This window comes from Niallia sp. FSL R7-0271, from assembly GCF_038005785.1.
Lineage (GTDB): Bacteria > Bacillota > Bacilli > Bacillales > Cytobacillaceae > Niallia.
In genome coordinates this window covers 818,278-842,667 of record NZ_JBBOTZ010000002.1, presented here as the reverse complement: position 1 = coordinate 842,667, position 24,390 = coordinate 818,278, and the positions used below count along the sequence as shown (strand labels likewise).

Below are 24,390 nucleotides of genomic sequence, written 5' to 3'. Positions count from 1 at the left end.
ATATTAGTTCAAACCTTTTACACTTTCGCGCAAAATCAATTCAACAGGTAATGTCACTTGCAATGGTATTATTCTCCCGTTCAATTGATCATGCAGAAGCTTAACAGCTGTTTTCCCCATTTCCTCCCCATGAATCTTTACTGTAGAGAGTCTTGGATTCATAAATGCTGCTGCTTCAATATCATCAAAACTGATAACAGAAATTTCGTCGGGAACCTTTATGCCTTGTTCATGCAAGCAGCTGAGCACACCTAATGCCATCGGATCACTGGCAACAACAATGGCTGTTGGTCTCGGAGTTAAGTTAAGCAGCTTTTGTGTAAGAGCGTACCCGCCTGTTGGCCCCCAATCTCCTTCCAATATCCTGCTTGCTTTATTTAATTCCTTCTCTTTTAGAAAATTTTCAAAGGCTTTTCTGCGCACATCTATCTTGTCCGTTGTTTCAAGATTACTGACTTTAAATACCCTGCCCTCGCCTCCTATATAGGCAATATCAGTATGTCCGAGTGTTAGAAGATGGTCTAAAACCATGTTTGTAGCACGAACGAAATCGGAAATAACAACATCCACATTTGCATTTTTAGGAATCTGATCAACAGCAACTATATGCTTCGCTTCAGGATAGATTGTCTTCAGGTCAGCAATATCGACATCGCCTATAACAATTAAGCCATCTAAGGAGTCGAGACTGCTTCCTGTAATCTGGTTTTTGCCTATAATCATAGTGGAAGCAAGATTCATTGAATACTCATGGCATATACCTTCTATACCAAGGCGAATTGACTGAAAATAAGGATCGATTGTTTCGTCATTCAGAATGATAATGCCTATTTGATAGGTACTTACTGCTTTTATTTCCTTCGTTTGCTTCTTTCTGGATGGCTTGTAATCAAGCTCATCAACCACTTGTAACACCCGTTTTCTTGTTGCTTCTGTTACAGAGAGGGTCTCGTCTTTATTAAGTATTCTGGAAACTGTCGCCGTGGATACATTGGCTTTTTCTGCAATATCTTTGATTGTTGCCATGCTTTCACCCCCTTTTTAGTAAATTTAACTAAAGTCTTTAGCGAAAATATAACACAGAATACGCTTACATACAATAATTTTCTGAAAAATTTAGCATTCTAGCTATTTTCCGAGTAAATAATCGATAAAACCAGCCAATATTTTATTATTTATTAGTAAATTTATAGTTATGTTTACTAAATATAATTGTAAATCCACTATAAAACATCATAAAAAAAGCATTCCTTCACAAAAGGAATGCCTCTCTTTTATATTTCACTAAAAGTAATATGGAACATAGTTCCCCTTTTTTTGTCGCTGGTTACACGCCACTTTCCGCCTAATTCCTTAATGATTTGCAAAGTGACCATCAAGCCTAAGCCTGTCCCTTTTTCTTTTGTCGAGTAAAAGGGTAATCCAAGCTTATCCAGCTGGTCTGCAGACATCCCTTCTCCGTCATCACAGATAAGGATATGGACTTCCTTTTCGTTTTGCCGAATGGATACTTGAACGTTTTTAGCCGCTGCTTCTATAGCATTTTTGATGAGATTCACAAACATTTGTTGAATCTGCGCTGAATTGCCCATAATGACTGCTCGCCCTTGAATCTCAAAAGCAACATCCACATTAAACAGCATCGCATAAGAAGAAAGAGAGCTTATTGATTTTTTTGCTTCTAGCTCCAAATCAAGGACACTATGTTTCTTTCTGCTTTGGCTTTTTCCTAACGATAAATAATCAGAAATAATTTCATTGGCTCTGTTCAATTCTTCTAAACTTATGTTTAAATATTCCTTTTGCGGAGCTGATAAATTGTCTGCTTTCGTAAGAAGCTGCAAAAAACCTTTAATACTTGTCATCGGGTTTCTTATCTCATGAGCAACACTTGCAGCAAGCTCCCCGACAACTTGCATTTTTTCATTTCTTTGGATTTCTTTTCTTAACAGCATTTTTTCCCGGTGTGACTCAATCAAATAGATAGAGAACCAGGCAAGAAGGCCGTTTACAAGAACAAAAAGACTATAATTCAATAATGTGGTCATTGTCGTTAGGTCTTTCCCAAATAACAATGCAATGATTGGCAGCATGGCAGATGAAAAAGAAACGAATAAAACGGATAAATAAATCTTCTTTTTCACTATTAATGTATGAAACTTATTTTTAGTCCAAAAAATAAATACCACCGAAATAAGCATTCCAATAAAGGAAGGTACCATACCGATTCCTCCATATAACAATCGAACAATAAAGAAACAGACGGTTACTAGAATTCCGGCATAATTACCGCCATATATAAATGCTAAGTACCACGGCACCATGCGCGAATCAAGGCGGATGCCATCAAGAATAATGGAAAAACTGACAGAAAGCCCCATCGTAATGGCACATAAGATACCCCACAGCACGTTCTCTCCAGCTTTATCACCGCGGTCATTTGATATTACTAAATAAAGAATAATAGGTATTTGAACAATCAGCATTTGTAGCAGCAGCTGGTCATATTGAAATTGCATTGTTTTCTCCTAAATTGTAAGCTTAACATTTCTCATGTTTTTACATCATCATTATATACATATACTAACAAAATAGATAGTGAGATTATGAATGCAATACACAAAGGGAATCTCCTGTTATAGGAAACTCCCTTCAAAATTCAGCCACCAGTATAGACACTTTCACAAGTCCCTGCTTTAGGTTCATAATAACAATGATTTTTATATTGACCAGATTGAGGCTGACCGTACCATGTCGGAGGGCATGGAGCATATGGATTGAAATACCAAAGAGCAAACTTACCTGGGTGATCTCTCCAATAATCTAAGTTCATTTTAGCCAATTTTTTTTCGGCTGTTCTCGCTCTTTGATAAAAAACATTTCCCTTTTGAACCGCTTCAAAGGAATAGTTATTACCTTGCACTTGATAAATGACTTGAGGTATCGTTCTTAATCCTTCAAAATCAGAACAGTTCGCTTTCAGACGATTGACAATAACATTGCCAACATACAGCATACCTTGCTGGCCTTCACCTTCTGCTTCTGCTCTCATCATTCTTGCCATTAAATCAACATCTGAACTTTTGTAATTTACACGCGGCATTTTCTCACCCCCAAAATATAGTATGAAAAAAACCGCCTAATGATGTCATTGTTTAAACCATAGCGATTTGTTTTCGCTAATTGATGTTATTAGGTGCATCAATTATCAAATCAAAAAAGAACTGCCCAGATTGTCCAATCCAAAGGCAGTTTTTTTTTAACTGAAAGGCAGACTCAGCTGCAGGCTGATTTTATTGGAACTTCCTTCTCATCGTCTTCCCATATATCGTCATATTTGTATCCTGTTAATGCTTCCACGACTTCTCGTGTTTCTGGATCAACCTCTTTCTTTGAACCGTTATTTTTTAATCTTTCGATTTCATCAACAAGAATCTTATGCGTCTTCTTGTTCAATTTAAAAGTGAACACAACCACTAATGCTGCGATTAAAAGCAAGGCTGAACCAAAAACTAATGTGTAAACAATCGTGTGCACTGCTTGAGGAGATTGTGTTGATTGACCTGCAGTAAAACCGCCAAATTGCAATACAATTCCGACAAAAAATGTAGCAAGGGCAACCGTGCTTTTACGAGTAAATGTCATCACAGCAGCAAATACCCCTTCACGACGCTGTCTTGTGACAATTTCATCTATATCAGGTATGAACGGAAAGACATTCCAAGGCGTAAAGTCTAATATCGCTCTACCAACTTGGTACAATGCTGAAATAATAAACACATACATAATCATGGATTCAGGTTTCATTAAATACACAGCATAAAACGCAGCTAAACAAACAATCATCGTAAGATATGACACTTTATATAAGCTGTTTGGACCGAACTTAATCATCAGATATCCAGCTAAAATAGTAATAGGAACTCCAATAATACTCAGTGACAGCATGTCCCCTGCCAGAGAAGAGGAAATACTTAATGCAAAAACACAGAAATACACAAATACTGCATTAAAAACATCCTTCGCTGTATAGGAGAATAAATAAATCATTAAATGCTTGCGGAAGCTTTTAATTTTTAAAGTAGAGAAATAAACCTTAATAGTTTCAACAAATGCTGCCAATAATTCCTTGGCACCTTTTCTATTAGTAGTTTCTCTGCTAGCAATCCATTCTTTTTCCTCTTCTGGAGTTAGCGTTTTTTCCCATGTTACTTTATAAGATATAAAAATACAGATTGCAAAAATAATAGCGAAAAATACTGCATTAATGAAATAGGCATACCCATTATCTTCTCCGAAGAAGGAAATTAGTCGTCCCGGTATAAAAGTGGCCAGAAATACACCTAACCCTGATAAAAACATTCTTGCAGTAGATAATTTTGTACGGTCATTAAAGTCTTTTGTCATCTCTGATGGCAGTGTTTCCCACGGAATCAGTACTAAAGCCATCACAATTTCAAACAATAAATAGCTTAATAAATAATACCAGTAATTCATCCCCGTTATCCAAAGCAAAATATATGTAAACATTAAAGGAGAGCCAATTAAAAGAAAGAAGCGTCGTCTTCCAAATTTTCTGCCTATTTTATATTTATAAAGGTTATCGGTAATGCTTCCAATTGCTAAAGAAACAATCGCATCAACAATGCGGGCAATAGCAATAATCGAGGCCCCTTCAACAGGAGTTAAACCGACAAATGTTGTATAGTAGTATAACAGCCACGCAGATATAATGGTAAAAGCCCCGCCTCCCATAATATCCGTTAATCCGTAGCCGATACTTCGTGGAATCGTAATTTTCTTCGTTGTGTTTTTCATATAAGCTCCTTCCCCCTGCTAGAAAAAATGTATGTGTAGAAGATTGACCGGTCTTGTATGCGTACGCTTTTTTATTTGTAGTTACTTATTCCCAGGTAACTTGCTAACTAAACAAAAGTTTAATAAAGCAGCATTATAAGGTTGTAACTCTATTTGAAGACAATTCTTATATAGGAATAGAATTATAAAGAAGAAACATACTAACTAAAAATATGTAAGGGTGAGTAATGTGCTTTATAAAAATATTTCTAAAGGCTTAATGGTAAGTACCATCTTATCTTCCTGTTTCAGTATCGCTATTATTATTTTTTCGGTGTATCATCATTTTACTGTTTTGTCTCACTTGCAACGAAATAATAAAATGCAGTAAAAACCGGCTTTTTATGGTATGTAAATTGTCGATAAAAGCTACGGAAAAGGTGCGCTTATAAAAAGCAAACCTTTTCCTGCAAGAGAAGGATCGTGCGAGGGTTAATGTGAGAGGAGTATAAGAAGAACACATTAAAGAGGAGAGTCCCAAAATCAGTTTGGAGAAATGTTGTAATCTATTTAAACAGCAGGTTAATTAATTTAAGCTCCTACTGAAACAAACTTAGCTTCTTTAACTGGAATACGGTATAGTGTACCGGAAGCCAAAATTAACGCAATTGCTTCTTTAGCGTCTTTAATGCTTCCTTGGAAGATTCCTGTAATAGCAGTGGTTGCATGGTTGTCTGTATAAACAGTTACAGTAGTTCCGACTGCAACTCCAGCAAAACGTCCTAGCTTTACAATTGGAAGGTAAACAGCGTGAAGTTTCATTGCTTCTTCTTCAGGCAGTTCTTTCATCAATGCCATTGTATCATCTCCTTTTACATGATTTACAGGAGGTGCACACAATTCATCCTCAAGTTGCTGGACAACTGCATGATCTTCTTCAAACTGGCAGGTTGCTTGTCCATCATTTCACACTTGTCCGCTTTTGGAGGATGAGGACGAGTATGCTTTTTGTTTTTATGATTCTTATGCTTTTCAAACAACATTACTTCCAAAGTAAATTTCATGGTACTCTCTCCTGTCACTAATGAATTCTTTTATACAATACAGTAAATTATTGCTTGTCCTTAACAGAGATAACATTCCCCCATGACAACATCCATTTTTTGAAAATAGTAAAAATTCATAAAAAAACAGCCACTTTTCGAGTACTCGAAATGGTAGCTGCTCATTTATAATATCCCCTTCAGACTAATGCCAATGATAAAGAAAATACCAGCCAGAATATAGATCCATCCCATTGCTTTATTCTTTAAGTTGATATTATCAATCCCAAACGCTATCATTGCTGTGCTAAAAATTAGAAATGCAATATTATAGTGAAAAAACACCATAATCAAAGATATGGCTGAAAGAATTAGTCCCATTTTCCCCATCAAATTTGCCTCTTTCTTAAATATAAGTTAATTACTCTTAAACAAGAAAAACCTCCACGTAGGACAGGTGGAAGTTCCTCTAACTTTTCTATAACTCACTACATTCATACGAAAGTTATGTTTGTAATTATAACATGGAATTAATTGTATTTTTTTAAAAATCCTAATATTAATTTACCTTATAGCAAAATAACCTATTACAGTGCCTACTCTTTTTTAATTAAATTGGAACGTACCGCTCTTTCTTCACTAGTGCGCATATCCTTAATTTTATAATTATTCCCTAATAAAAACATCCTCCAATGTCCTTCTAATATCCCTTCTTAATCGTTCCTTTTTTGGTAAGTAATCTTATGTGCCTTTTACATTTTGGCAAATCATTTTTTTCATTTTTAAAACCCCCATTTTTTAATAAATAAAAAAACCGCATCAGATCTAAGTTTTCAACTTAATCAATGCGGTTTAATAGTAAATAACCTTCCTTTTCTGATTAAAAAATCAAGATAAGATGGCTAACAACAGATTTAACTAAATTTTTCCTTAAAGCTGTTTTCTCTCCGCTCCATTCAGCGTGTAACTAACAGCGATTTCTGCATTCAGTGAGTTAGATACAGAGCAGTATTTATCCTTTGACAGTTTAATCGCACGCACAACTTTATCTTCAGGCAATTCTCCTTGAAGTGAATAATGGATATGTATACCTGTAAAGCGCTGAGGATATTCCTCTGCCCGCAAGCCTTCTACTTCCATTTCGAATGAAACAATCTTCAAGCGCATTTTTGTCAAAATAGAAACAATATCAATGCCTGTACAGCCTGCGGTAGCCTGCAGCAGTAATTCAGTCGGTCTTGCGCCTGTATTATTGCCGCCGGATTTTTCTGCTGCATCCATGATAATCTCATGCCCAGAAGGCGTTTTACCTGTAAACGCCATCTGTCCATTCCATGTAGTTGTTACTTTCATGCATTCACAACCCTTACTATTATTTTGACTTTCTTATAAGTATTCCCTAAAGGTTATGTTCATACCGTGATGATGTGATTTTCTTATAACAAGGAAGCAATCATTATTGCTTCCTTGTTATAAAGCTTTGATAGTTTTTATTTCCGCCAGACAGATTATATAGATCCGTAAATCCTATATTGCGAAGAATATTTTGTGCTGCATTTCCAGTAACTCCACTGTTACAATATGTTACAGTAGGCAAGCTTGGATCTAAGTCCTTGCACTTTTCTCGTAAACTTCCAAGCGGAATATTAATTGCCTTGTCTACCCTCGATACATTGAATTGCTTTTCTGCTCTTGTATCGATGATTTGGATAGTCTCTCCTGCTGAAACTCTTTCCGTTAACTGATGAGGTGTCATCAATTTATTCTTCTTTTCGATCGCATTTTGTAACGCCATTCCTGTGTACATAACAGGGTCCTTCGTTGTACTGAATGGAGGGGCATATGCAAGGTCAAGATGAAACAAGTCCTCTGCTTTTGCTTTAAAAGTCATCGCCGTAACAAAAACATCAAGTCTTTTATCTACACCTTCTTCTCCGATAATCTGAACACCTAGAACTCTGCCAGTTTCTCTGTCTGCAATGGCTTTAATCACTAATTCCTTGCCGCCAAGATACTCTGCTCTTGCTGGTTTAATATTATGTAGCACTTCAATTGTATAGCCTTCTTCGAGCGCCTCTCGTTCATTCATTCCAGTCTGACCGACAGCGAGGTCAAACACTCTCAATATGCCAGTGCCTAATATGCCACGGTGTTCTAAGTTTCCTCCTGTGATAACATCTCCGGCTATTCTCCCCATCTTGTTGGCAGTGCTCCCTAATGGACGATATAATTGTTTCCCTGTAAGAACAGAATAACTTTCTGCCACATCGCCAACGGCATATACATCCGGTAAGTTTGTCTGCATTTTTGAATTAACCGCGATTGCCCCTGAAGACCCAAGCTTCACACCTATGCTTTCAGCCAATAGAGTGTTTGGACGCACACCTGTTGCGAGTAAGACTAAGTCTGTTTCTATCTTTGTACCAGACCTTGTTATTACTTCCTGCTTGTTTATTGCTGTTACTTCCTCATTTAATAAAAGGCTAACTTCCTTATTTTTAAGATAGTCTTCGACTCTTGCAGCCATATCCTTATCCAAGTGGCTCATGATGTGATTGCCTCGTTGTACAATTGTTACATCTAAGCCTTTCAGTTTAAGCTGTTCTGCCATTTCTAATCCAATGTATCCTCCGCCAATAATTGTAGCTTTTTTCGGCTGGTTTGCTTGCATATATTGATGTATAGCAGCCGTATTTTGGATTGTCCTCACTTGAAAGACATGCTCCTCGTTTACACCTTGAATAGGCGGTGTTATTGGTGAAGCACCGGTTGCGAATACTAATATATCGTAGTCATCTGTTTTTACTTCACTTGAATCAAGATTCTTAATCTCCACTTGTTTTTGTTCAGCATTGACTGAGATAACTTCATGACGAGTAAAGATATCCACGTTGTATCGCTTTTTAAACCAAGCAGCATTTCTTGGCGTTAATGTTTCTATCTCCTCTATCTCTCCTCCAAGAAAATAAGGAATTCCGCACGCTGAATAAGAGATATCATAGTCTGCATTATAAAGGGTGATGACAGCATCTTCATCATTTCTTCTTGCCTTTGCCGCAACAGAAGTACCTGCTGCTACAGAGCCTATTATGATTATTTTCATGATATACCCTCCTGTTTTAAACTTTCTTTATAAAATAATAGTTAGCCATAAGTATAGGCCGATAAGTGTAACCAGCAAGGTTGGCACAGTTAAAATAATACCTGTTTTAAAATATGCTCCCCAAGAAATCTTCACATTTTTTTGGGATAGTACATGCAGCCATAATAAAGTAGCTAATGAACCGATTGGTGTTATTTTTGGTCCTAAATCAGAGCCAATAACATTTGCATATATAAGTCCTTCTTTAATTACTCCAGCTGCATTTGTATCCGCAATTGCCAACGCATCAATAAGCACAGTAGGCATATTATTCATAATAGATGAGAGAATGGCTGCAATAAAGCCCATACTGATTGTTGCGACAAATAAACCTTGGTCTGCAGCAGCCTGAATAACACTTGAAAGCAAGTCTGTCAACCCTACATTTCTCAGCCCGTAAATGACTACATACATACCGATTGAGAAGAATACGATCGCCCACGGCGCTCCTTTGACCACTTGTTTAATCGAAACAGCCGGGCTTCGTCTCGCGAATAATAGGAAGATTGCTGCGATTGCAATTGCAATGAACGAAACCGGGATAGAAAGATATTCACTTCCAAAATAGCCTATCAGCAATACTGCCAGTATACCCCAAGACAGACGAAACATTTCTTTATCTTTCAAAGCCTCTTTCGGAGCTTTAAGCTGGCTCCTATCATATGTTTTTGGAATGCTTTTGCGAAAATATAAATATAGAACGATAATGCTTGCAAGTAAGGAGAAGATATTTGGAATAATCATCCTTGAGGCATACTCTGCAAACCCAATGTGAAAGAAGTCAGCCGAAACAATGTTCACTAAATTGCTTACGACTAACGGCAAGGAAGTAGTATCTGCAATAAATCCACTTGCCATAATAAAGGGAAAAACCATGTTCTCTTCCAGCTTTAACGCCCTCACCATCGCTAACACGATCGGCGTTAAAATAAGGGCGGCTCCATCATTGGCAAACAATGCGGCAACAATTGCACCAAGTATGGAAACATAAATAAACATCTTCAGGCCGTTTCCTCCCGCAAACCGGGCCATATGTAAGGCTGCCCATTCAAAAAAACCAATTTCGTCTAGAATGAGCGAAATAATAATAATGGCAATAAATGCAAGAGTTGCATTCCACACAATCCCAGTCACATCGACAACATCATGGAAGTCGACTACGCCTGCAAGCAAGGCTAAGACAGCCCCTCCACATGCAGACCAGCCAATTGACAGATTTTTAGGCTGCCATATAACAAATGTAAGTGTTACTAAAAAGATAATAATAGCTAAAAATATTTGCAGCAAAATGTTAACCTCCACTATATACAAGTAATTCTAAGTCCACTTTCTTCCAGCCAGTCCAATTTAGCCTGCTGACTTGGAACATGCTCTAATAAGTCGCTTATTAACGGATAGCAGTTACTAGTCCTATTTAAAGAATAAACGACCCATTGTCCCTTTCTTTGCTCTTTTACTAGCCCAATATCCTTAAGCTTTCTTAAATGCTGACTAATTGCTGATTGGGACATATTAAAAATATCAACAAATTCACAAACACAGCAATCCTGACTTGACAGCATGCTTATCATGGACAATCTTGTTTTATCCCCTAACAGTTTTAAGACTAGTGCCGTTTCCTCTATAGCTGCCTTATTAAAAGAAGTACCCTTATTCGTCATTTTCAATCAACCTCCATTCTATCTGCAAAACAGGATATAAGCATATGCTTATATCCTAAATTACATTATCATATGTGTCAATGACATTTAGTTTTACCCTATTGTCAGGCTTAATAATTAAAACATTACATTAATTTATAGAACTATTAATGCCGAAATAAAAAACTGCCAGCAACTATTATCTTTTGACTGGCAGTTTATGAATGTTTTTTCAGAAAACCTTCTGATGCCCTGCGGGATACTCATCCCTTCCCTAAACTAAGACTAGGCGGCACAAACCCTTCTCCAAATACTTCAGTTGCATCACTCATAATAATAAAAGCACTATGGTCAATGCTTTGAACCAATGTTCTTAATTGATTTACCTTTGCTGTATCAAGAACAATCATCAAGATGATTCTTTCTGTATTCGTATATCCTCCAGCACCTGTCAGTTTTGTCATGCCTCTGTCAAGTTTATGTAAGACAGCATCGCTTATATTTTGTTCATAATCTTTAGCTGTTATGATATAAGCAATCTTCGGTCGCTTGTGTTTCCCTTGAACAACATCCATTGTTTTGCGTGTTACAAACGCCCCTACAAGAGCGTATAATGCATTCTCTGCTGAAAACACTAAACCGCCTGCAACCATGACAAGAGCATCTAAACATACAATAGTTGTACTATGCTTAACTGATTTGTACTTATACAATAACTGGGCAATCAACGTAAACCCGCCTGTATTACCGCCTGCCCGAAACACTATTCCAAGCCCTATTCCTACTCCCAATCCTCCGAATATTGCAGCCAAGAGCGGATCGTTAGTTAACACCGGCATGCCGCTTGTAAGCAATACGAATAACGGTATTAACAGTGATCCAATAACGGATTTCAAGAAAGAATTCTTCCCTAAAAAATAAGAGCACACAAGCAACAAGAGGATGGTCGCTACCCATAACAGCATCGTTGACGGCATATGCAAGATAGAGCTTAGTACTAGAGCTGCACCTGTTAGCCCTCCTGATGCAATATGATTTGGCCCTTGCAATAACGTAAATGATAAAGAAATGATAAAAGTCCCTATTATTAATAAAAGGTAATATTTTATTTGCTTCATATTATTTCCTCCCTTTCTTACAAAAGCATTATAAACACAATTTCACTTTAGCGCAATAAAGTGGATTAACGCTTTCATGTATTTACACAGCTTTGCTTTCCTGCTTTTATTTATCAAAGCAAAAAAGGAGATGTGCAGTTCATGCACACCTCGTTTATTAAAGGAGTTTAGGTTTGTCATACATAGAGATATGTGATGAATTATCCTGATACTATCCTATTCATCTTGTCCATTCTTGTACAGGCACTTGCCCCTTTCGCTAAAAAAATTTATTAAAATAACTTTTACTGGATAACATAAGGTATAAAAGTTAGGGAGGTAGCGACATGACTTCGAGGGACGTTCCTATCACTTCATCTGAATTGGCAAATTTGTGGATGACTTATCAAGAAAAGACGATGATCCTCAGAATGCTCGAGCATTTTTTAGAACATGCAGATAGTGAAGCAAAACAGCTATTACAAACCCATTATGAGAGTGCTGGTAAAGCAATTGATATCATTACAGAAATTTTCAAGCACGAAGGTGCAGCTATCCCTGTCGGATTTACAGCAAATGATATAAATAAAGGAGTTCCTAAGCTGTTTGATTTCCTCTATGATATTATGTATTTACATATGATGACGAAAGTGGAAATGAGTTTATTCTCCCTGTTCTGCGGCATTTCCTATCGCAGCGACATTAATGACCTTTTCATTAGTTGGACAGCTGAGTCACAAGCCCTCAATAATGAGGTGACCCAATTCCTCCTTGAAAAAGGCGTGCTTGTTCGTCCAGCTTTTGTTTCGATGCCAAAAGAGGTGCATTTTGTACTGGAAAATCATTATCGAAAGTTCGGATTGTTTGGAGAAAAGAGATCGTTAAATACAATTGAGGTTTCCCTTATTCATCATGCTATTGAAACCAATTTGGTTGGAATGCAACTAATGATTGGCTTCGCTCAAGTTGCGGAGAATAAAGATGTGCAGCAATACCTTGTTAAGGGCATGAAACTATCGAAAAAAATCGAAGTCGATTTAGGCGAATTTTTGCGGCAAAGCTATATTGAACCACCTGCAACACATGCTGGTAAAGCAACTTCTTCCCAAATCGCACCCTTTTCTGACAAATTAATGATGTATAATACCAGTTTATTGACTTCCTTTGGGCTTGGCACAAACGCAATCGGCGGTGCCTTCAGTTTGCGGAATGATCTGCCAGCGAAAATGTCATTACTTGCAAAAGATATTTTTACATTTGCTCAAGAAGGTGGAAAAATTTTGATAAAAAACGGCTGGATGGAGGAGCCTCCTCAAATGGAGGATAGAAATCAGCTGACTCAATAAAGTTGAATATGCCCCTAATAACGCTTGATGTTATTAGGGGCATTTCTTTTAAAATTTTATTAGTTGTTTCCCGGCAGATATTGTGCTGACAGCGCTTTTAAAGACTAACTGCTGCTTACCATCTACTTCTAATAATAATGTGTATGTATCATTCCCTTTAATCTTACATCTGATTGGAACACCTTTTTTCCCCATAAATACGGTTACGATCATCTCTGTTTCGATGATGTTACGGATGATGCTGTTTTGTAAATCAATAACTGCCATGTTAGCCCTCCTTCTTTGTCTTATATTTATACTTTACTACAATTAGTCACTACTTTTGAGGATTTTTTAGCTGGATTAAAGAAATCCAGCATCTATCCGTCTTAAGAATACATGCTGGAGCAGATTTTTAGGAAGGATTTCTTTTCTGCAGAATCATTCGCAGTCCGCTTCTTGGCCTAAGTGTAATGGATGGAAATGTTTTAATTGGATGATGATTTGGCGCTAATTTAAATTTGAACCGTTGAGCTACAGAAACAAGGACAAGCGCTGCCTCCATTATCGCAAAGTGATTGCCAATGCATACTCTTGGTCCTCCGCCAAACGGAAAGAATGCATATTTGGGAATTGTCTTAATAAAATTATTTTCAAATCTTTCTGGTATGAACGACTCCGGATCTTGGAAGTATTCTGCCTTTCTATGCATCGCATACTGACTGACAAGAATCATATCCCCTTTTTTAAAGCGATATTCTCCAATCTCAACATCCTTATCCACTTTCCGGCTTGTTACAAAGGATGGTGGATACAAACGCAATGACTCCCAAATGAGGTTTTGTGTGTAGGTTAATTTCATAAAATCAGAAGGAGCTGGTGGTTTTTTTCCTAGTACACTTTCTATTTCACTAAATAACTTCTCTTCAGCCTCCGGATGCTGAGATAATAAATACAATGTCCAGGATAGTGCGTTGGCAGTCGTTTCGTGTCCTGCAATAAAAATAGTCATTACCTCATCTCGCACCTGCTTGTCTGTCATCCCGATGCCATCGACATCATCTCTGGCATCCATTAAAATACCAATCATATCCTCATGCTTAACTGGGTCCTTTCTGCGTTTCTGGATTATCTCCAAAACGACAGAATCGAGTTCCCTTATCGCCTTCTTCGTATCACGATTAAGCTTTGTCGGAACCCATAACGGCATTTTTTTAAGGCTTCTCATCCGTTTAACTGCTAATATTAAAGCAGTTTCAAGCGGTTTTCCGATGACCTTGTAGCCTTCTTTAAAGTCCATGTTGAACATTGTTTTACAAATAATTCCAAGCGTTATGTTCATCATATCATTCGTGATAATTCGTTCTTCCTTGTCTTTCCATGTCGATAAATAATCATTCGTTATATCTATCATATCTTGTCCATAATCCATGATATGAGATTTTTTGAATGCTGGTTGGATCAGCCTCCTTTGCCGCATATGGAAATCTTTATCACTCGTGAGCAGTCCTTCACCGAAGATTGGTTTTAATGCTTTAAAATCATCAGATTTAACAAAGTTTTTCTGCTTTGTCACCAGGATTTGCTTAATCATATCCGGATTTGATACTAAGAAGACATTCTTCAAAGGACCTAAACGAAACTTTGCAACATCACCATATTCAGTCGCCATTCTTTCAAGGAATGCAGGCGGATCTGCTCGGAATTCAGCCAAATTGCCTGTCAACAGCTTACCTTTTGGCCCTTTTGGTGTTTTAAATATGGCAATCTCGTTACTCAACTATTTTTCCCCCTTTAAATTTCCATACTTCTTTTATAGTATGGTGCAATGTTAAAGCAGGATTGTACTTAAGTGGAGGACAGTAAAAAAGAGGACATAATAATTACAATACCGGCACAGACTCATTCAATCATTTGTCTGTTCGATTGTTTGTAAGCGTCCCTTTTCTGGAGTTCGTTGATTCCAGGCATATTGTATAATGTATGTTTTATTCTCTTCTACCAATTGAAATTCATTAAAGGATACATTCAGCTTTTTATTTTCTATTTTAACATAGTATCTTCTATATTCTTCAAACTTTTCTTTGATTGTATACGCCCCAAAAGTAACCATTTCAGTGGATTGATATGCCGTAATATAGATAATGATAGAGAGAGACGCAATGATGAATATTGCTTTAAAACTGATTCTTTTATAACGCCTCCCTCTCCTCAGCAAAGTCCTAATGAACAAATAAAGATAGAGGATGAATAGAATTGGCACTACATATACTGCCATAATTATAGGTATTTTCAGCATTTCGAGAAGTGCATCATTATGAATGAAAAGAGCTTGGATGTTTTCAACTTGCGAGCAAATAAAGCCTATATAAATAAATGATAACAACAAGTATAACACCCATTTTTGAGCAGCAAACCTTCTATCTGTTTCTTTCTCTATATGATTTTGACTCATTTTGTTTCTCCTTTAAAAGAGTAGGTTCATTATTTAATTCTATAGTATGTAAGAAATTTCCTTCACCTGCTCTTAATTAGTCAGAATAATGTAATACTTCCATAAAAAATACGCGCCCATAAATGGACACGTACAAATAACTTACTCTTTCCCAGATACCGAATTTTCTTCCTCGGCTTTCTGTTTATCCCATATTCTAAAAAATGGGAAGTAAATGATAAAGGAAAGCAGAATAATGACTAATTGAAGGATTGCTCCTGAGATACTGCCAGTAATTAAATAGCCTTGAATAATTGGCGGCATCGTCCATGGCGGCACAATACCGATTGGCTTGGCAACAAGTCCTATATCCATAGAAACATAGGCGACTATAACAGACAGAATTGGTGTCAACACGAATGGTGCCATCATTAAAGGGTTTAGTACAATTGGCATACCGAAAATAATTGGTTCATTAATATTAAAGATACCTGGGCCTATACTTAACCGTCCAAGCTGTTTCATTTGCTGGCTTTTTGAAAAAAATAACATGGCCAGCACTAATCCTAAGGTTGTTCCAGAACCGCCGATAAAAATGATGTCATTAAATTGATCTGTCACAATATGCTCTACAGGTTCACCTGCTCCAAAGGAGATGGCATTTTCGTTTGTTAACGTCAGCCAAACTGGTGTCATTACAGCACCAACTATGCTTGCGCCATGCAATCCTGTTGTCCACAGCAAAGTAATAAGGAAGAAAATAAAGATTGTTCCTAACAAACTTGTTCCTATTTGTGTTAATGGCTCTTGCAGTAATACTGTCACGATATTATGCAAGCTGCCAAAATCCCCTACATTTTCAACGATTAGTCGTAAAATCCACACTACAGAAATCGCAAAAAATCCAGGAATTAAAGCGGTAAACGACTTCGCAACAGCAGGAGGAACTCCGTCTGGCAATGTGATTACGATGTTTTTCTGCAATATTTTCCGATAAATCTCTGTACATAATACTGCTATAATCATTCCAACAAACAATCCTTTACTTGTGAAAAGGGCGGTTTGATAGGCTGTTTCAACCACATCAACCCCTTCTGGCGTTTTCCCAATTACATAGGAAACAAAAGGTGTTCCTACAAAGTAGGCAGCTAGCGAAATGGCTCCAGAAGCGAGCGGATCGACCTTATACGATTCGGCCAGCCGATAGGCAATACCAAAGGTTGCAACTAATGCCATGATTTCAAATGATCCTCGATACGGGTAAAGAATGCTTGCTTTAAGCTTCGGATGCTCCGCCATATAATCTAAATACCCTTGAAAAGGCAGATTTGCTAATATCAAAAATACAGAACCGATAATAATAAGGGGCATAGAAAGGATAATACCATCTCTTAATGCTTGTAAATGTCTTTGCTCAGCTACTTTCGCAGCGACAGGCATTACTTTTTCTTCTAAAAACGTATTAAGCTTACTCACATAAATACCTCCTCACACATAATGAAAACGGTTACATTATTATATGTGCAGATTCTAGATTATGTGATATTTTTAAAATTATTTTTTATATTTACCTGCTTTATCCGATAGAATTTATCAACTTAGTAATGTCTCTATCAAATCAACTAGCAACTAAGCAACTAATCATTATACCCGCTTATTAATAAAACAGCTGCTTTTTACAGCAGCTGCCTTTCAAATACTAGATTGCCGGCAATAAAATAATAAATTCTGTCCCTTTGCTTCTTTCACTGTTCACCATAATTTTACCATGAAAGGAATGAATGATTTGAAAGCTTACCATCATTCCCAATCCTGTTCCTTTTTCCTTTAAGGAGTAAAACGGCGATCCTAGACTGTCTATTTGTTTTTTCGTCATGCCTATCCCTTCGTCTTTGACACTGATCTTAATTTGACCGTCAGCTGTTTTTGAACAAGTGATCCAGACCGTTCCACCGTGCGGCATAGCTTCAACTGCATTTTTTAAAATATTGATTAATGATTGATTCAATTTTTGGGAGTTGGCAAATATCCAGCATTCGTCCGTCATATCTGTTTTTATACGGACATTATTGTTTAAAGCATAGTTTTCAAGAATATTAATTACCCGTTCCAACTGGTGTGCGGCATTAATTTTTCCATTATTATTTATGGCAGGCTTACCTAATGATAGGAAATCATTGATGATGTCGTTTGCTCTGTCTAATTCTTCTATTGAAATCTTAATATACTGCTTTTTAGTTTCTGGGAATTCGGGATCATCTAGAAGCTGCAGAAAACCTCGGGTAACTTGCATAGGATTTCTAATTTCATGTGCAAAGACACTTGTAAGTTCACTTATTACTCGTAATTTTTCCGCATTTTGCAACTCAAGGCGCAGCTGTTGTATCTCTCTGATTGTTTCATTTAACATCGTAAAAAACCACGTTACACATACAACAAATAATAGATGAATAATCTGTACTTTCAATGTATCCAAAGAAAATCCACGGATTACTCCTAAAAAAGTGAGGCCAACAAGACAATAATATGAGGAAAGACCTACTGCGATCATAACCCTCTTATCTTTTGATGAACGAATAAATAATCTTTGGAAAAAGAAAATAACCGGCATCGTTAAGAGCAGAACTAATACTGTATTGTAAAAACCTGCACTGATCCCAAAATTAAGACGGTAGACAATAACTAGACCAGATAGTAAAATGCCTGGCCAAAATCCTCCATACAACGCCCCAAATACTAAAGGAATAATTCTGATATCCAATCTGTTTTCACCAAAATTCAGCGGAAAGGACATGCATAACAAAATTGAAATTCCCCATAATACGGTCATTAGTATCGTCTTATTTCTATCACTCTTTACTCGTTCAGTGATAATTGTGAAATAAATAAATATGGGCAACACCATTAGCGTCATTTGTAGTAAAAAATCTTTTAATATACTCATATTGGCTACCTTTCCAAGTTAGGAGCAGTTTTGTAAAAATGCTAAATTTGACATAATTATACTCTATATTTATCATATTTTGTCGGTTTTTGCCGAAAAAAATATTGTTCGACATGATTTTCATATCACATAAAGAGTATTATCTCCTTTCTATTGTTTCGGCAGAAAACAACCTCACTTTTATCTACATTCCGACAAATAATAAAAAAAAATGTGGTTAATCTAATTAAGTAAATAGTTTAACTAAATTAGGAGGATTTTATGGGTATTTTAAGCGGCAATCCGAAAGATGAACCACTGCATTATGGTGAAGTTTACGATATTTGGTCATCAGTATTTGGAGCTAATGGTATGATTGGCAGTTATCAGATCATGAAAAACCATACAGGTGACGATGACTTGAAAGAGCTGCTGGATGAAGCAATCAATTTATGCAAAAAGCAAAAAGAACAATTAGAAAAAATCTTGAAAGAAAATGGAATTGGCTTACCTCCAAGCATGCCAGAACCGCCAGAGGCTTGCTTAGAAGATATCCCCGTAGGTGCCAGACTTCCTGACCCTGCTGTTGCTAGTGCATTATCTCTTGATTTAGCTGCAGGGCTTGTTTTAATGAGCCAAATAATGGCCAAAGCCATTAGAGAAGATGTTGGGATGATGTATGAGCAATTTCATACTCAAAAGACCGCCCTTGCTGCAAAAGTACTTCGTTTAAACAAAGACAAAGGCTGGCTTGTACCTCCGCCGCTGCATGTAAATAAACAAGGTGATTGTTAAAAAACAAACCTGTCCACTTGCTTTAGTTGGACAGGTTTGTTTTTTTATCGTCTCGTCTGCTCATATAAATACTGCACACCGTATAATAAGTACGCTTTGTAATTTAAATATATAAAAAACTGAATATGATTTAAGCCATTTAAACTAATAATCCGATATTTTTTTAAAATATCAATTAACAAAAAGGCAAACAGTCCATCTGAAAGGAGATTAAGCAACACATACTTTTTAAAGTTTCCATACGAATATTTTAAAATCCACATAGAAAGGGGCATATATGGACCAACACTAAAAGGAAGTTCATCCTTTAAGAAGGATTTATGGCCATCGTATGTTTTCCACCAATTCCGTCTATGTCCATAAATATGATTAATGATTTCAAACACGACAATAAAAAAACCTGAAACAGAGTAGCGTTTAAAGCTTTTCTTCCCGATAAACAGCAAAGTGAGCCACGGGAAAATAATAATGGATAAATTAAATAGTAAATGCCTTCTTGTAATCATGTTATTTCCCCTTTATGCCAATTTCTAATCCACCATGTTATTTTATGGCATTTTATTTATTCTATACTGTTACTCTAATTATTCTTAGTTTTGACTTAAAACTAAAAAAGACCCTTCTACTCGATAGCAGAAAGGTCTTGTCAGTATATACTATTTTTTAAAATCATGGAGCCAGTGAAACAACCCAAAAATGACTGTTGGCTGCATCAATCACCGTTTCTGAAAACTGGATATCTTCTTCTTGCTCTGGAAAAAAGTAAGTGTATACCATAAAGCCCTGCACAGCCATTTCTCGTAAATTCACACTTCGACCGATCGTAACAAAGCGGCTTTCGGTTTCCTCGGCATGCTTCTTAGCAAACTCCGTTACGAGTTCATCTTTTTCTTTAAGATATGCAAATACCTCCATTGGTTTTGAGCCTTTTGGAATTCTAACCTTTTCTTTTGCAAGAAAGTATGTTTTATTTTTAAAATCGATTTTGGCAAAATTAGTTCTTCTTAGTGTTTCGTTGATTTCTTCTATCGTTTCTTCATTAAGTTTTAAAATCACAGACTTACCTCTTTCTAATAAAATTTATAGTCTTTTTATAACAAAGGCGCCAAGAATAATGACAATATAGATTACTCCTAAACAGACGATCAGCAGCCCTGTTTCAATTAAATGAATACCCATAGAGTAGACAACTATTAATGCGGCGCCGCTTCCTAATAAGATAACATAAAGTGTTATCATAAAATAACGCTTTAAAAGCATAATACTGCGTTCATCAACCTCTGGAACATTACCATTTCTCTTTTTAGATAACTTAGCAGGAATGAAATAAAACAACAGACCTATAGCTGTACCAACTACGACAGCACCAGCTAAGTCATAGTCAAATCCGCCTGTTTCACCTCTAATTAAATATACTCCTAACAATCCGCCTGTTAGATTACAACAAACCATAAAGACTAAAGCAATTATCAGCAGCTTTTTTTTTTTCATAACTACTCTCCTTTCGTCTTCTCCAAATAAAATAACTCTTCAATTGGAACATCAAAATACTCCATTAACTTTAAAGCTAACTCAAGGCTGGGATTGTACTTATTCTTTTCAATTGCATTGACAGTTTGTCGAGTAATTTGCAAATCCTCCGCTAATTTAACTTGAGTTATCCCTTTTTTCAAACGAATTTCGCGAATATGGTTTACCACTTTCATATACATGCCTCCACACTGGAAGTAAAGATATCTTTACACTTATTATATGCAAACCAACTAGGATATGTAAAGACATCTTTACACTTAAGTGGAGAAAAGTAAAAAAACGCCAGATGAAAATCTGACGTTTTTCCTAAAAAACTTTATTTTAGTTACCCTTATTTATCGGAATAGTGACTCTTGCGATTGTCTGATTATTATCAGAGGTAATAGCTATTTCTCCACCGTACCTGCTTACAGTTTCCTTTACAATAAACAGACCTTGTCCTCGCAGTTTTCCGTGCTGTTCTTTTTTTGTTGAGTAGCCGCTTTTGAAAATAAGGTCTTTATCCTTATCCCGAATAGGATTTCCAGTGTTAGCTACTTCAAAAATATAGTGTTTAGCATCGACTTTACACACAATCTTCATTTTTCTTTTCTGCTCTGGCAATTCTGTTGTAGCATCAATCGCATTGTCTATTAAATTGGATAATATCTTAATTAAATCTGTTGTCGTTAAAGTAGAATATGAATCCTGGACTACCTCAAACTCAATATGTATTTGATGATTTTGGGCAGCCAGCTTTTTCGTTTGCAACAGAACCGAAAGTCCTGGGTTATTAACATCTAATGCAATAGATTTAATCATATGAATTTCTTTAGCAAGAATGGATAAGTATTCAAGTGCCTTATCTGTTTGGCCAAGTCTAAGTAAACCATGAACGACCTGAATATGATTGGAATAATCATGGCGTAAGGATTGAACAGATGACACTAATGATTGCAGTTCAGTTTGATAGGTATCCTCTGTATCGCCTATTTCCTTTTTTAATTCTCGTGAATACCAATTTTGCAGAACAAAAAAAGCGGCAACCATCAGGATAACAAATAGACCATTAAACACGAAGCTTGAAATACTGCTTCTTAATGCTTTATCACTAATATTATTAACAATGTCTGCACTTATATCAATACCAAGATAGCCGATAATTTCATCAGACTTATCCTTAATCGGCACACCAACCGTTAAATAATCACCATAAATCGGATCTGAAATAATGTTTGTGGAAAAAATTTTCCCAAAGTAGGCCATTCTAACTTGTTCTTCTGGAACAGTACAAATGCCCCCGATTGGAAATTCCTCCTTTTCCTCATCTGACATGGCGACAATCATTGCTCTTGATACATTAGGATTATTAACTAATAGTGTGTACACATGAAGTGCACCGTTTTTTTCCCTGGCATCCTCTAAATAACCCTTCACTTCATAATAATATTCGTTTTTCACTGGATTTCTTAGAAATAACTTATAGGTTTCTGTATCCATTGAGGCAGCAATTGATTTGGCAGCCTCTATATTTTGATTCACAACGGAGTTTACCGCTGTTTTTTTTATATTAAAGTAGGAAGAAAAGATATTAACAATCATAAACATTACTACTATAAGAATGGATAAAAGAAAGATAGATTTTAATTTTTTATTTTTCATTGTTGCATCCTCTTTAGTACTTTGTCGAAATTAACTCAAAACGATATGATATCACTATATTTACCTAGTTTACCATACAATCTTAAACCTTTCGTACTAGGAAGCTAGATTTATTTTATTCAGAGCTTAATAACTAGGAATTAATAACCAATTGGGTTTTAAAACCATTTTAGAGGTTAGTATTGGGAAAGGCGAGAATGTGGGGGATTAGGCTGTTTTTTTATTAAGTGCTTAGTTTTTCAAGTAACACCAGCAATATGCCAACAAGAATTATCTCCCAAATGCCAGCCCTTCTAGCGAACAAAATGCAAATAATGCTTAGCCAATTTCTCTTTCCATAATCACATACTCTTTGTCTTCTTTTTTAAAGCTTTCGCCTGTTTCATGCAAACCAAATTTCTGATAAAAAGCCGCTTTATTCTTTCTCGCATTACACCAAATTTTCTTTATGCCAAGCTTTTCTGCTTCCATTAGTACATATTGCAATAATGCACTGCCATATCCCTTGCCTTGTTCTTCTGAAAGTGTGGCAAATTTGCGAAATTGAGCTTCCTCATCTGAAACAAACAGAGAAATAACCGAAACTAGGTCGTTTCCTTTAAAAAGCCCATAGTGGATTCCTGTATCATCATCAGCTAACTTAATAAAGTCAAAATGCTTTTCAGGCCACATCACCTTATGCCTAAGCTCCCATGCCTTTTCTTTATGTATGGCCGAAATGATAGTTTCCATAATATCTCTCCCTCCAAATATATTTAAAGGCTGTCATGCAAGAATATGGTGACAGCCTCTAAACCTCGTTTCTTATTCTGTTCATTTAAGTTGATTTTTGGCGCGGTACATCTCCGCATCTGCTTTTTTAATCAGTAATTCAACAGAGTCACCATCCACTATAGAGATTGATAAACCGATGCTTGCACCAATCTTTAGCTGTTTGCCCTCAATAATAAGTGGTGCTGAAATTGCTCTTTTAATGTTTTCCATGAGCAATTGGAGATTAGCCTTGTTTTCGATATTGACGCAAATAACTGTAAATTCATCCCCGCCCCAGCGAGCAACCAATCCCTTATTTCCAATGGCAGCGGAAAGTCGGTTCGCTACTTCAATTAGAAGCTGATCACCTATTTCATGGCCAAAATTATCATTAACGAACTTGAACTCGTCCAAATCAATCAACATCAGCCCATGAACTTGCTGCTTACTATCATCAAGCAGCTCTTGGACTTTTTGTTTGAATAATCGTCGGTTTGGCAGTTCTGTGACAGAATCGTGATACGCAAGGTGGGAAATTAGTTCCTCAGCCTCTTTGCGTTCCGTCACATCTCGACCGACGCCAATCTTTTGCAGGATATTCCCAGACTCATCACGGATAACTTCAACTGTTGTTTCATACCAGCGATATTCACCATTCTTATGCAGAACTCGTCCCGTAAATCGTACTGTATCCTTATCAATATGGTAAGTATTCTGAGTATCAAGCAGCCTGGCATAATCATCAGGATGATTAAAGTTAATCTGTGGTTGTCCAATAACCTCCTCTGGTGTATAACCGAGCAGTGCCGTCACAGTTGGTGAAATGTATGTAAACATTCCGTCGCTTGAGAAGGAAGATATAATATTTTGGGATTTTTCAGAAATGAGTGTGAACATTTCTTGTATATTTAATAACCCCCTGTTCTGTTTCAAGTATTGGGTAATATCTTCGAATGTAAGCATCTTGCCAACTTCTTTTCCTTCACTCATAAGGGGTATAACTGTCAAATTTACATATAAAAGCTGCCCCTGTTTATGCGGAATAGCTAATCTTTGCCGAGAATTGTCAGCAGTGCCATTCATTAGCTGCTTTAAAGGACTTTTTAACAGCTCTTCTTTTGTATAACCAAATATATTTATAACAGCAGCATTTGCGTCTACCATTTGACCGTTCATATCCATAAGAATGATTCCGTCTGGATGATAGTCAAAAAAACGTTGAAAGACACCATGTTGCTCTAATATTTTATTTTGCAGTTCCATTTAA

The 24,390-nt window shown here is 36.5% G+C and carries 25 protein-coding genes; 2 read left to right on the top strand and 23 right to left on the bottom strand.

Annotation, left to right across the window (positions count from 1 at the left end; genetic code table 11):
- Window positions 1-3: 3 nt before the first annotated feature.
- The 11 genes from MKX82_RS24245 to MKX82_RS24195 form a co-directional block, all read right to left on the bottom strand.
- On the bottom strand, window positions 4-1,026 hold the full coding sequence (locus MKX82_RS24245; protein WP_341080736.1) for a LacI family DNA-binding transcriptional regulator: 1,023 nt from the start codon (window positions 1,024-1,026) through the stop codon (window positions 4-6).
- Between the two features lie 248 nt (window positions 1,027-1,274).
- Window positions 1,275-2,519, bottom strand: a complete 1,245-nt coding sequence (locus tag MKX82_RS24240) for a HAMP domain-containing sensor histidine kinase (RefSeq protein WP_341080732.1) — start codon at window positions 2,517-2,519, stop codon at window positions 1,275-1,277.
- A gap of 140 nt (window positions 2,520-2,659) precedes the next feature.
- Window positions 2,660-3,103: a cell wall hydrolase gene (locus tag MKX82_RS24235; protein ID WP_233315375.1), complete on the bottom strand. Its 444-nt coding sequence runs from the start codon at window positions 3,101-3,103 to the stop codon at window positions 2,660-2,662.
- Between the two features lie 173 nt (window positions 3,104-3,276).
- Window positions 3,277-4,818 carry an MFS transporter gene (locus tag MKX82_RS24230; protein ID WP_341080731.1) on the bottom strand — a complete coding sequence of 514 codons (1,542 nt, stop codon included), beginning with the start codon at window positions 4,816-4,818 and terminating at the stop codon, window positions 3,277-3,279.
- Window positions 4,819-5,388: 570 nt separating this feature from the next.
- Window positions 5,389-5,655: a hypothetical protein gene (locus MKX82_RS24225; protein WP_341080730.1), complete on the bottom strand. Its 267-nt coding sequence runs from the start codon at window positions 5,653-5,655 to the stop codon at window positions 5,389-5,391.
- Window positions 5,656-6,026: 371 nt separating this feature from the next.
- Entirely contained in the window at window positions 6,027-6,230 is a 204-nt protein-coding gene (locus tag MKX82_RS24220) for a DUF3953 domain-containing protein (protein WP_233315378.1), read from the bottom strand.
- Window positions 6,231-6,770: 540 nt separating this feature from the next.
- Entirely contained in the window at window positions 6,771-7,193 is a 423-nt protein-coding gene (locus MKX82_RS24215) for an OsmC family protein (protein ID WP_233315379.1), read from the bottom strand.
- 103 nt (window positions 7,194-7,296) lie between these two features.
- On the bottom strand, window positions 7,297-8,943 hold the full coding sequence (locus MKX82_RS24210; RefSeq protein ID WP_341080729.1) for an FAD-dependent oxidoreductase: 1,647 nt from the start codon (window positions 8,941-8,943) through the stop codon (window positions 7,297-7,299).
- A gap of 27 nt (window positions 8,944-8,970) precedes the next feature.
- Window positions 8,971-10,269, bottom strand: a complete 1,299-nt coding sequence (locus tag MKX82_RS24205) for an arsenic transporter (RefSeq protein ID WP_341080727.1) — start codon at window positions 10,267-10,269, stop codon at window positions 8,971-8,973.
- A 14-nt stretch (window positions 10,270-10,283) separates the two neighbouring features.
- A complete protein-coding gene (locus tag MKX82_RS24200; protein WP_341080724.1) occupies window positions 10,284-10,643 on the bottom strand; it encodes an ArsR/SmtB family transcription factor in 360 nt (119 codons plus the stop codon).
- A 242-nt stretch (window positions 10,644-10,885) separates the two neighbouring features.
- Window positions 10,886-11,740, bottom strand: coding sequence for a YitT family protein (locus MKX82_RS24195; RefSeq protein WP_341080723.1), 855 nt, complete (start codon window positions 11,738-11,740; stop codon window positions 10,886-10,888).
- A 326-nt stretch (window positions 11,741-12,066) separates the two neighbouring features.
- Here MKX82_RS24195 and MKX82_RS24190 point away from each other — a divergent pair, with 326 nt between their 5' ends.
- A complete protein-coding gene (locus MKX82_RS24190; protein ID WP_341080720.1) occupies window positions 12,067-13,065 on the top strand; it encodes a DUF3231 family protein in 999 nt (332 codons plus the stop codon).
- A 48-nt stretch (window positions 13,066-13,113) separates the two neighbouring features.
- On the opposite strand, the gene MKX82_RS24185 is transcribed toward MKX82_RS24190, so the two are convergent.
- The 5 genes from MKX82_RS24185 to MKX82_RS24165 form a co-directional block, all read right to left on the bottom strand.
- Complete coding sequence (locus tag MKX82_RS24185) at window positions 13,114-13,332, bottom strand: RNA chaperone Hfq (protein WP_233315385.1); 219 nt, start codon at window positions 13,330-13,332, stop codon at window positions 13,114-13,116.
- Between the two features lie 127 nt (window positions 13,333-13,459).
- A complete protein-coding gene (locus tag MKX82_RS24180; protein WP_341080718.1) occupies window positions 13,460-14,824 on the bottom strand; it encodes a cytochrome P450 in 1,365 nt (454 codons plus the stop codon).
- Window positions 14,825-14,950: 126 nt separating this feature from the next.
- Window positions 14,951-15,499, bottom strand: coding sequence for a hypothetical protein (locus MKX82_RS24175; RefSeq protein WP_341080715.1), 549 nt, complete (start codon window positions 15,497-15,499; stop codon window positions 14,951-14,953).
- A gap of 141 nt (window positions 15,500-15,640) precedes the next feature.
- Window positions 15,641-16,954, bottom strand: a complete 1,314-nt coding sequence (gene celB, locus MKX82_RS24170) for a PTS cellobiose transporter subunit IIC (protein WP_233315388.1) — start codon at window positions 16,952-16,954, stop codon at window positions 15,641-15,643.
- 223 nt (window positions 16,955-17,177) lie between these two features.
- Complete coding sequence (locus MKX82_RS24165) at window positions 17,178-18,422, bottom strand: ATP-binding protein (protein ID WP_341080711.1); 1,245 nt, start codon at window positions 18,420-18,422, stop codon at window positions 17,178-17,180.
- A 261-nt stretch (window positions 18,423-18,683) separates the two neighbouring features.
- On the opposite strand from MKX82_RS24165, the gene MKX82_RS24160 reads away from it, so the two are divergent.
- Window positions 18,684-19,196, top strand: coding sequence for a DUF3231 family protein (locus MKX82_RS24160; protein ID WP_341080708.1), 513 nt, complete (start codon window positions 18,684-18,686; stop codon window positions 19,194-19,196).
- A 44-nt stretch (window positions 19,197-19,240) separates the two neighbouring features.
- Here MKX82_RS24160 and MKX82_RS24155 read toward each other — a convergent pair whose 3' ends face one another.
- The 7 genes from MKX82_RS24155 to MKX82_RS24125 all read right to left on the bottom strand — a co-directional run bounded on the left by MKX82_RS24155 (window position 19,241) and on the right by MKX82_RS24125 (window position 24,386).
- Window positions 19,241-19,702, bottom strand: a complete 462-nt coding sequence (locus tag MKX82_RS24155; protein ID WP_341080706.1) for a hypothetical protein — start codon at window positions 19,700-19,702, stop codon at window positions 19,241-19,243.
- A 163-nt stretch (window positions 19,703-19,865) separates the two neighbouring features.
- The gene (locus tag MKX82_RS24150) at window positions 19,866-20,252 is read right to left on the bottom strand and encodes a hypothetical protein (protein WP_233315392.1); all 387 of its coding nucleotides are present in this window, start codon (window positions 20,250-20,252) and stop codon (window positions 19,866-19,868) included.
- Window positions 20,253-20,276: 24 nt separating this feature from the next.
- Entirely contained in the window at window positions 20,277-20,687 is a 411-nt protein-coding gene (locus MKX82_RS24145; protein WP_341080702.1) for a hypothetical protein, read from the bottom strand.
- 2 nt (window positions 20,688-20,689) lie between these two features.
- Window positions 20,690-20,902, bottom strand: a complete 213-nt coding sequence (locus tag MKX82_RS24140; protein ID WP_233315394.1) for a helix-turn-helix transcriptional regulator — start codon at window positions 20,900-20,902, stop codon at window positions 20,690-20,692.
- Window positions 20,903-21,050: 148 nt separating this feature from the next.
- Window positions 21,051-22,370: a GHKL domain-containing protein gene (locus MKX82_RS24135; protein ID WP_341080700.1), complete on the bottom strand. Its 1,320-nt coding sequence runs from the start codon at window positions 22,368-22,370 to the stop codon at window positions 21,051-21,053.
- 318 nt (window positions 22,371-22,688) lie between these two features.
- Window positions 22,689-23,102 (bottom strand): GNAT family N-acetyltransferase, encoded by a 414-nt coding sequence (locus MKX82_RS24130; protein ID WP_341080698.1) that lies wholly within the window; start codon window positions 23,100-23,102, stop codon window positions 22,689-22,691.
- An 81-nt stretch (window positions 23,103-23,183) separates the two neighbouring features.
- Window positions 23,184-24,386: a diguanylate cyclase domain-containing protein gene (locus MKX82_RS24125; RefSeq protein WP_341080696.1), complete on the bottom strand. Its 1,203-nt coding sequence runs from the start codon at window positions 24,384-24,386 to the stop codon at window positions 23,184-23,186.
- Window positions 24,387-24,390 lie beyond the last annotated feature (4 nt).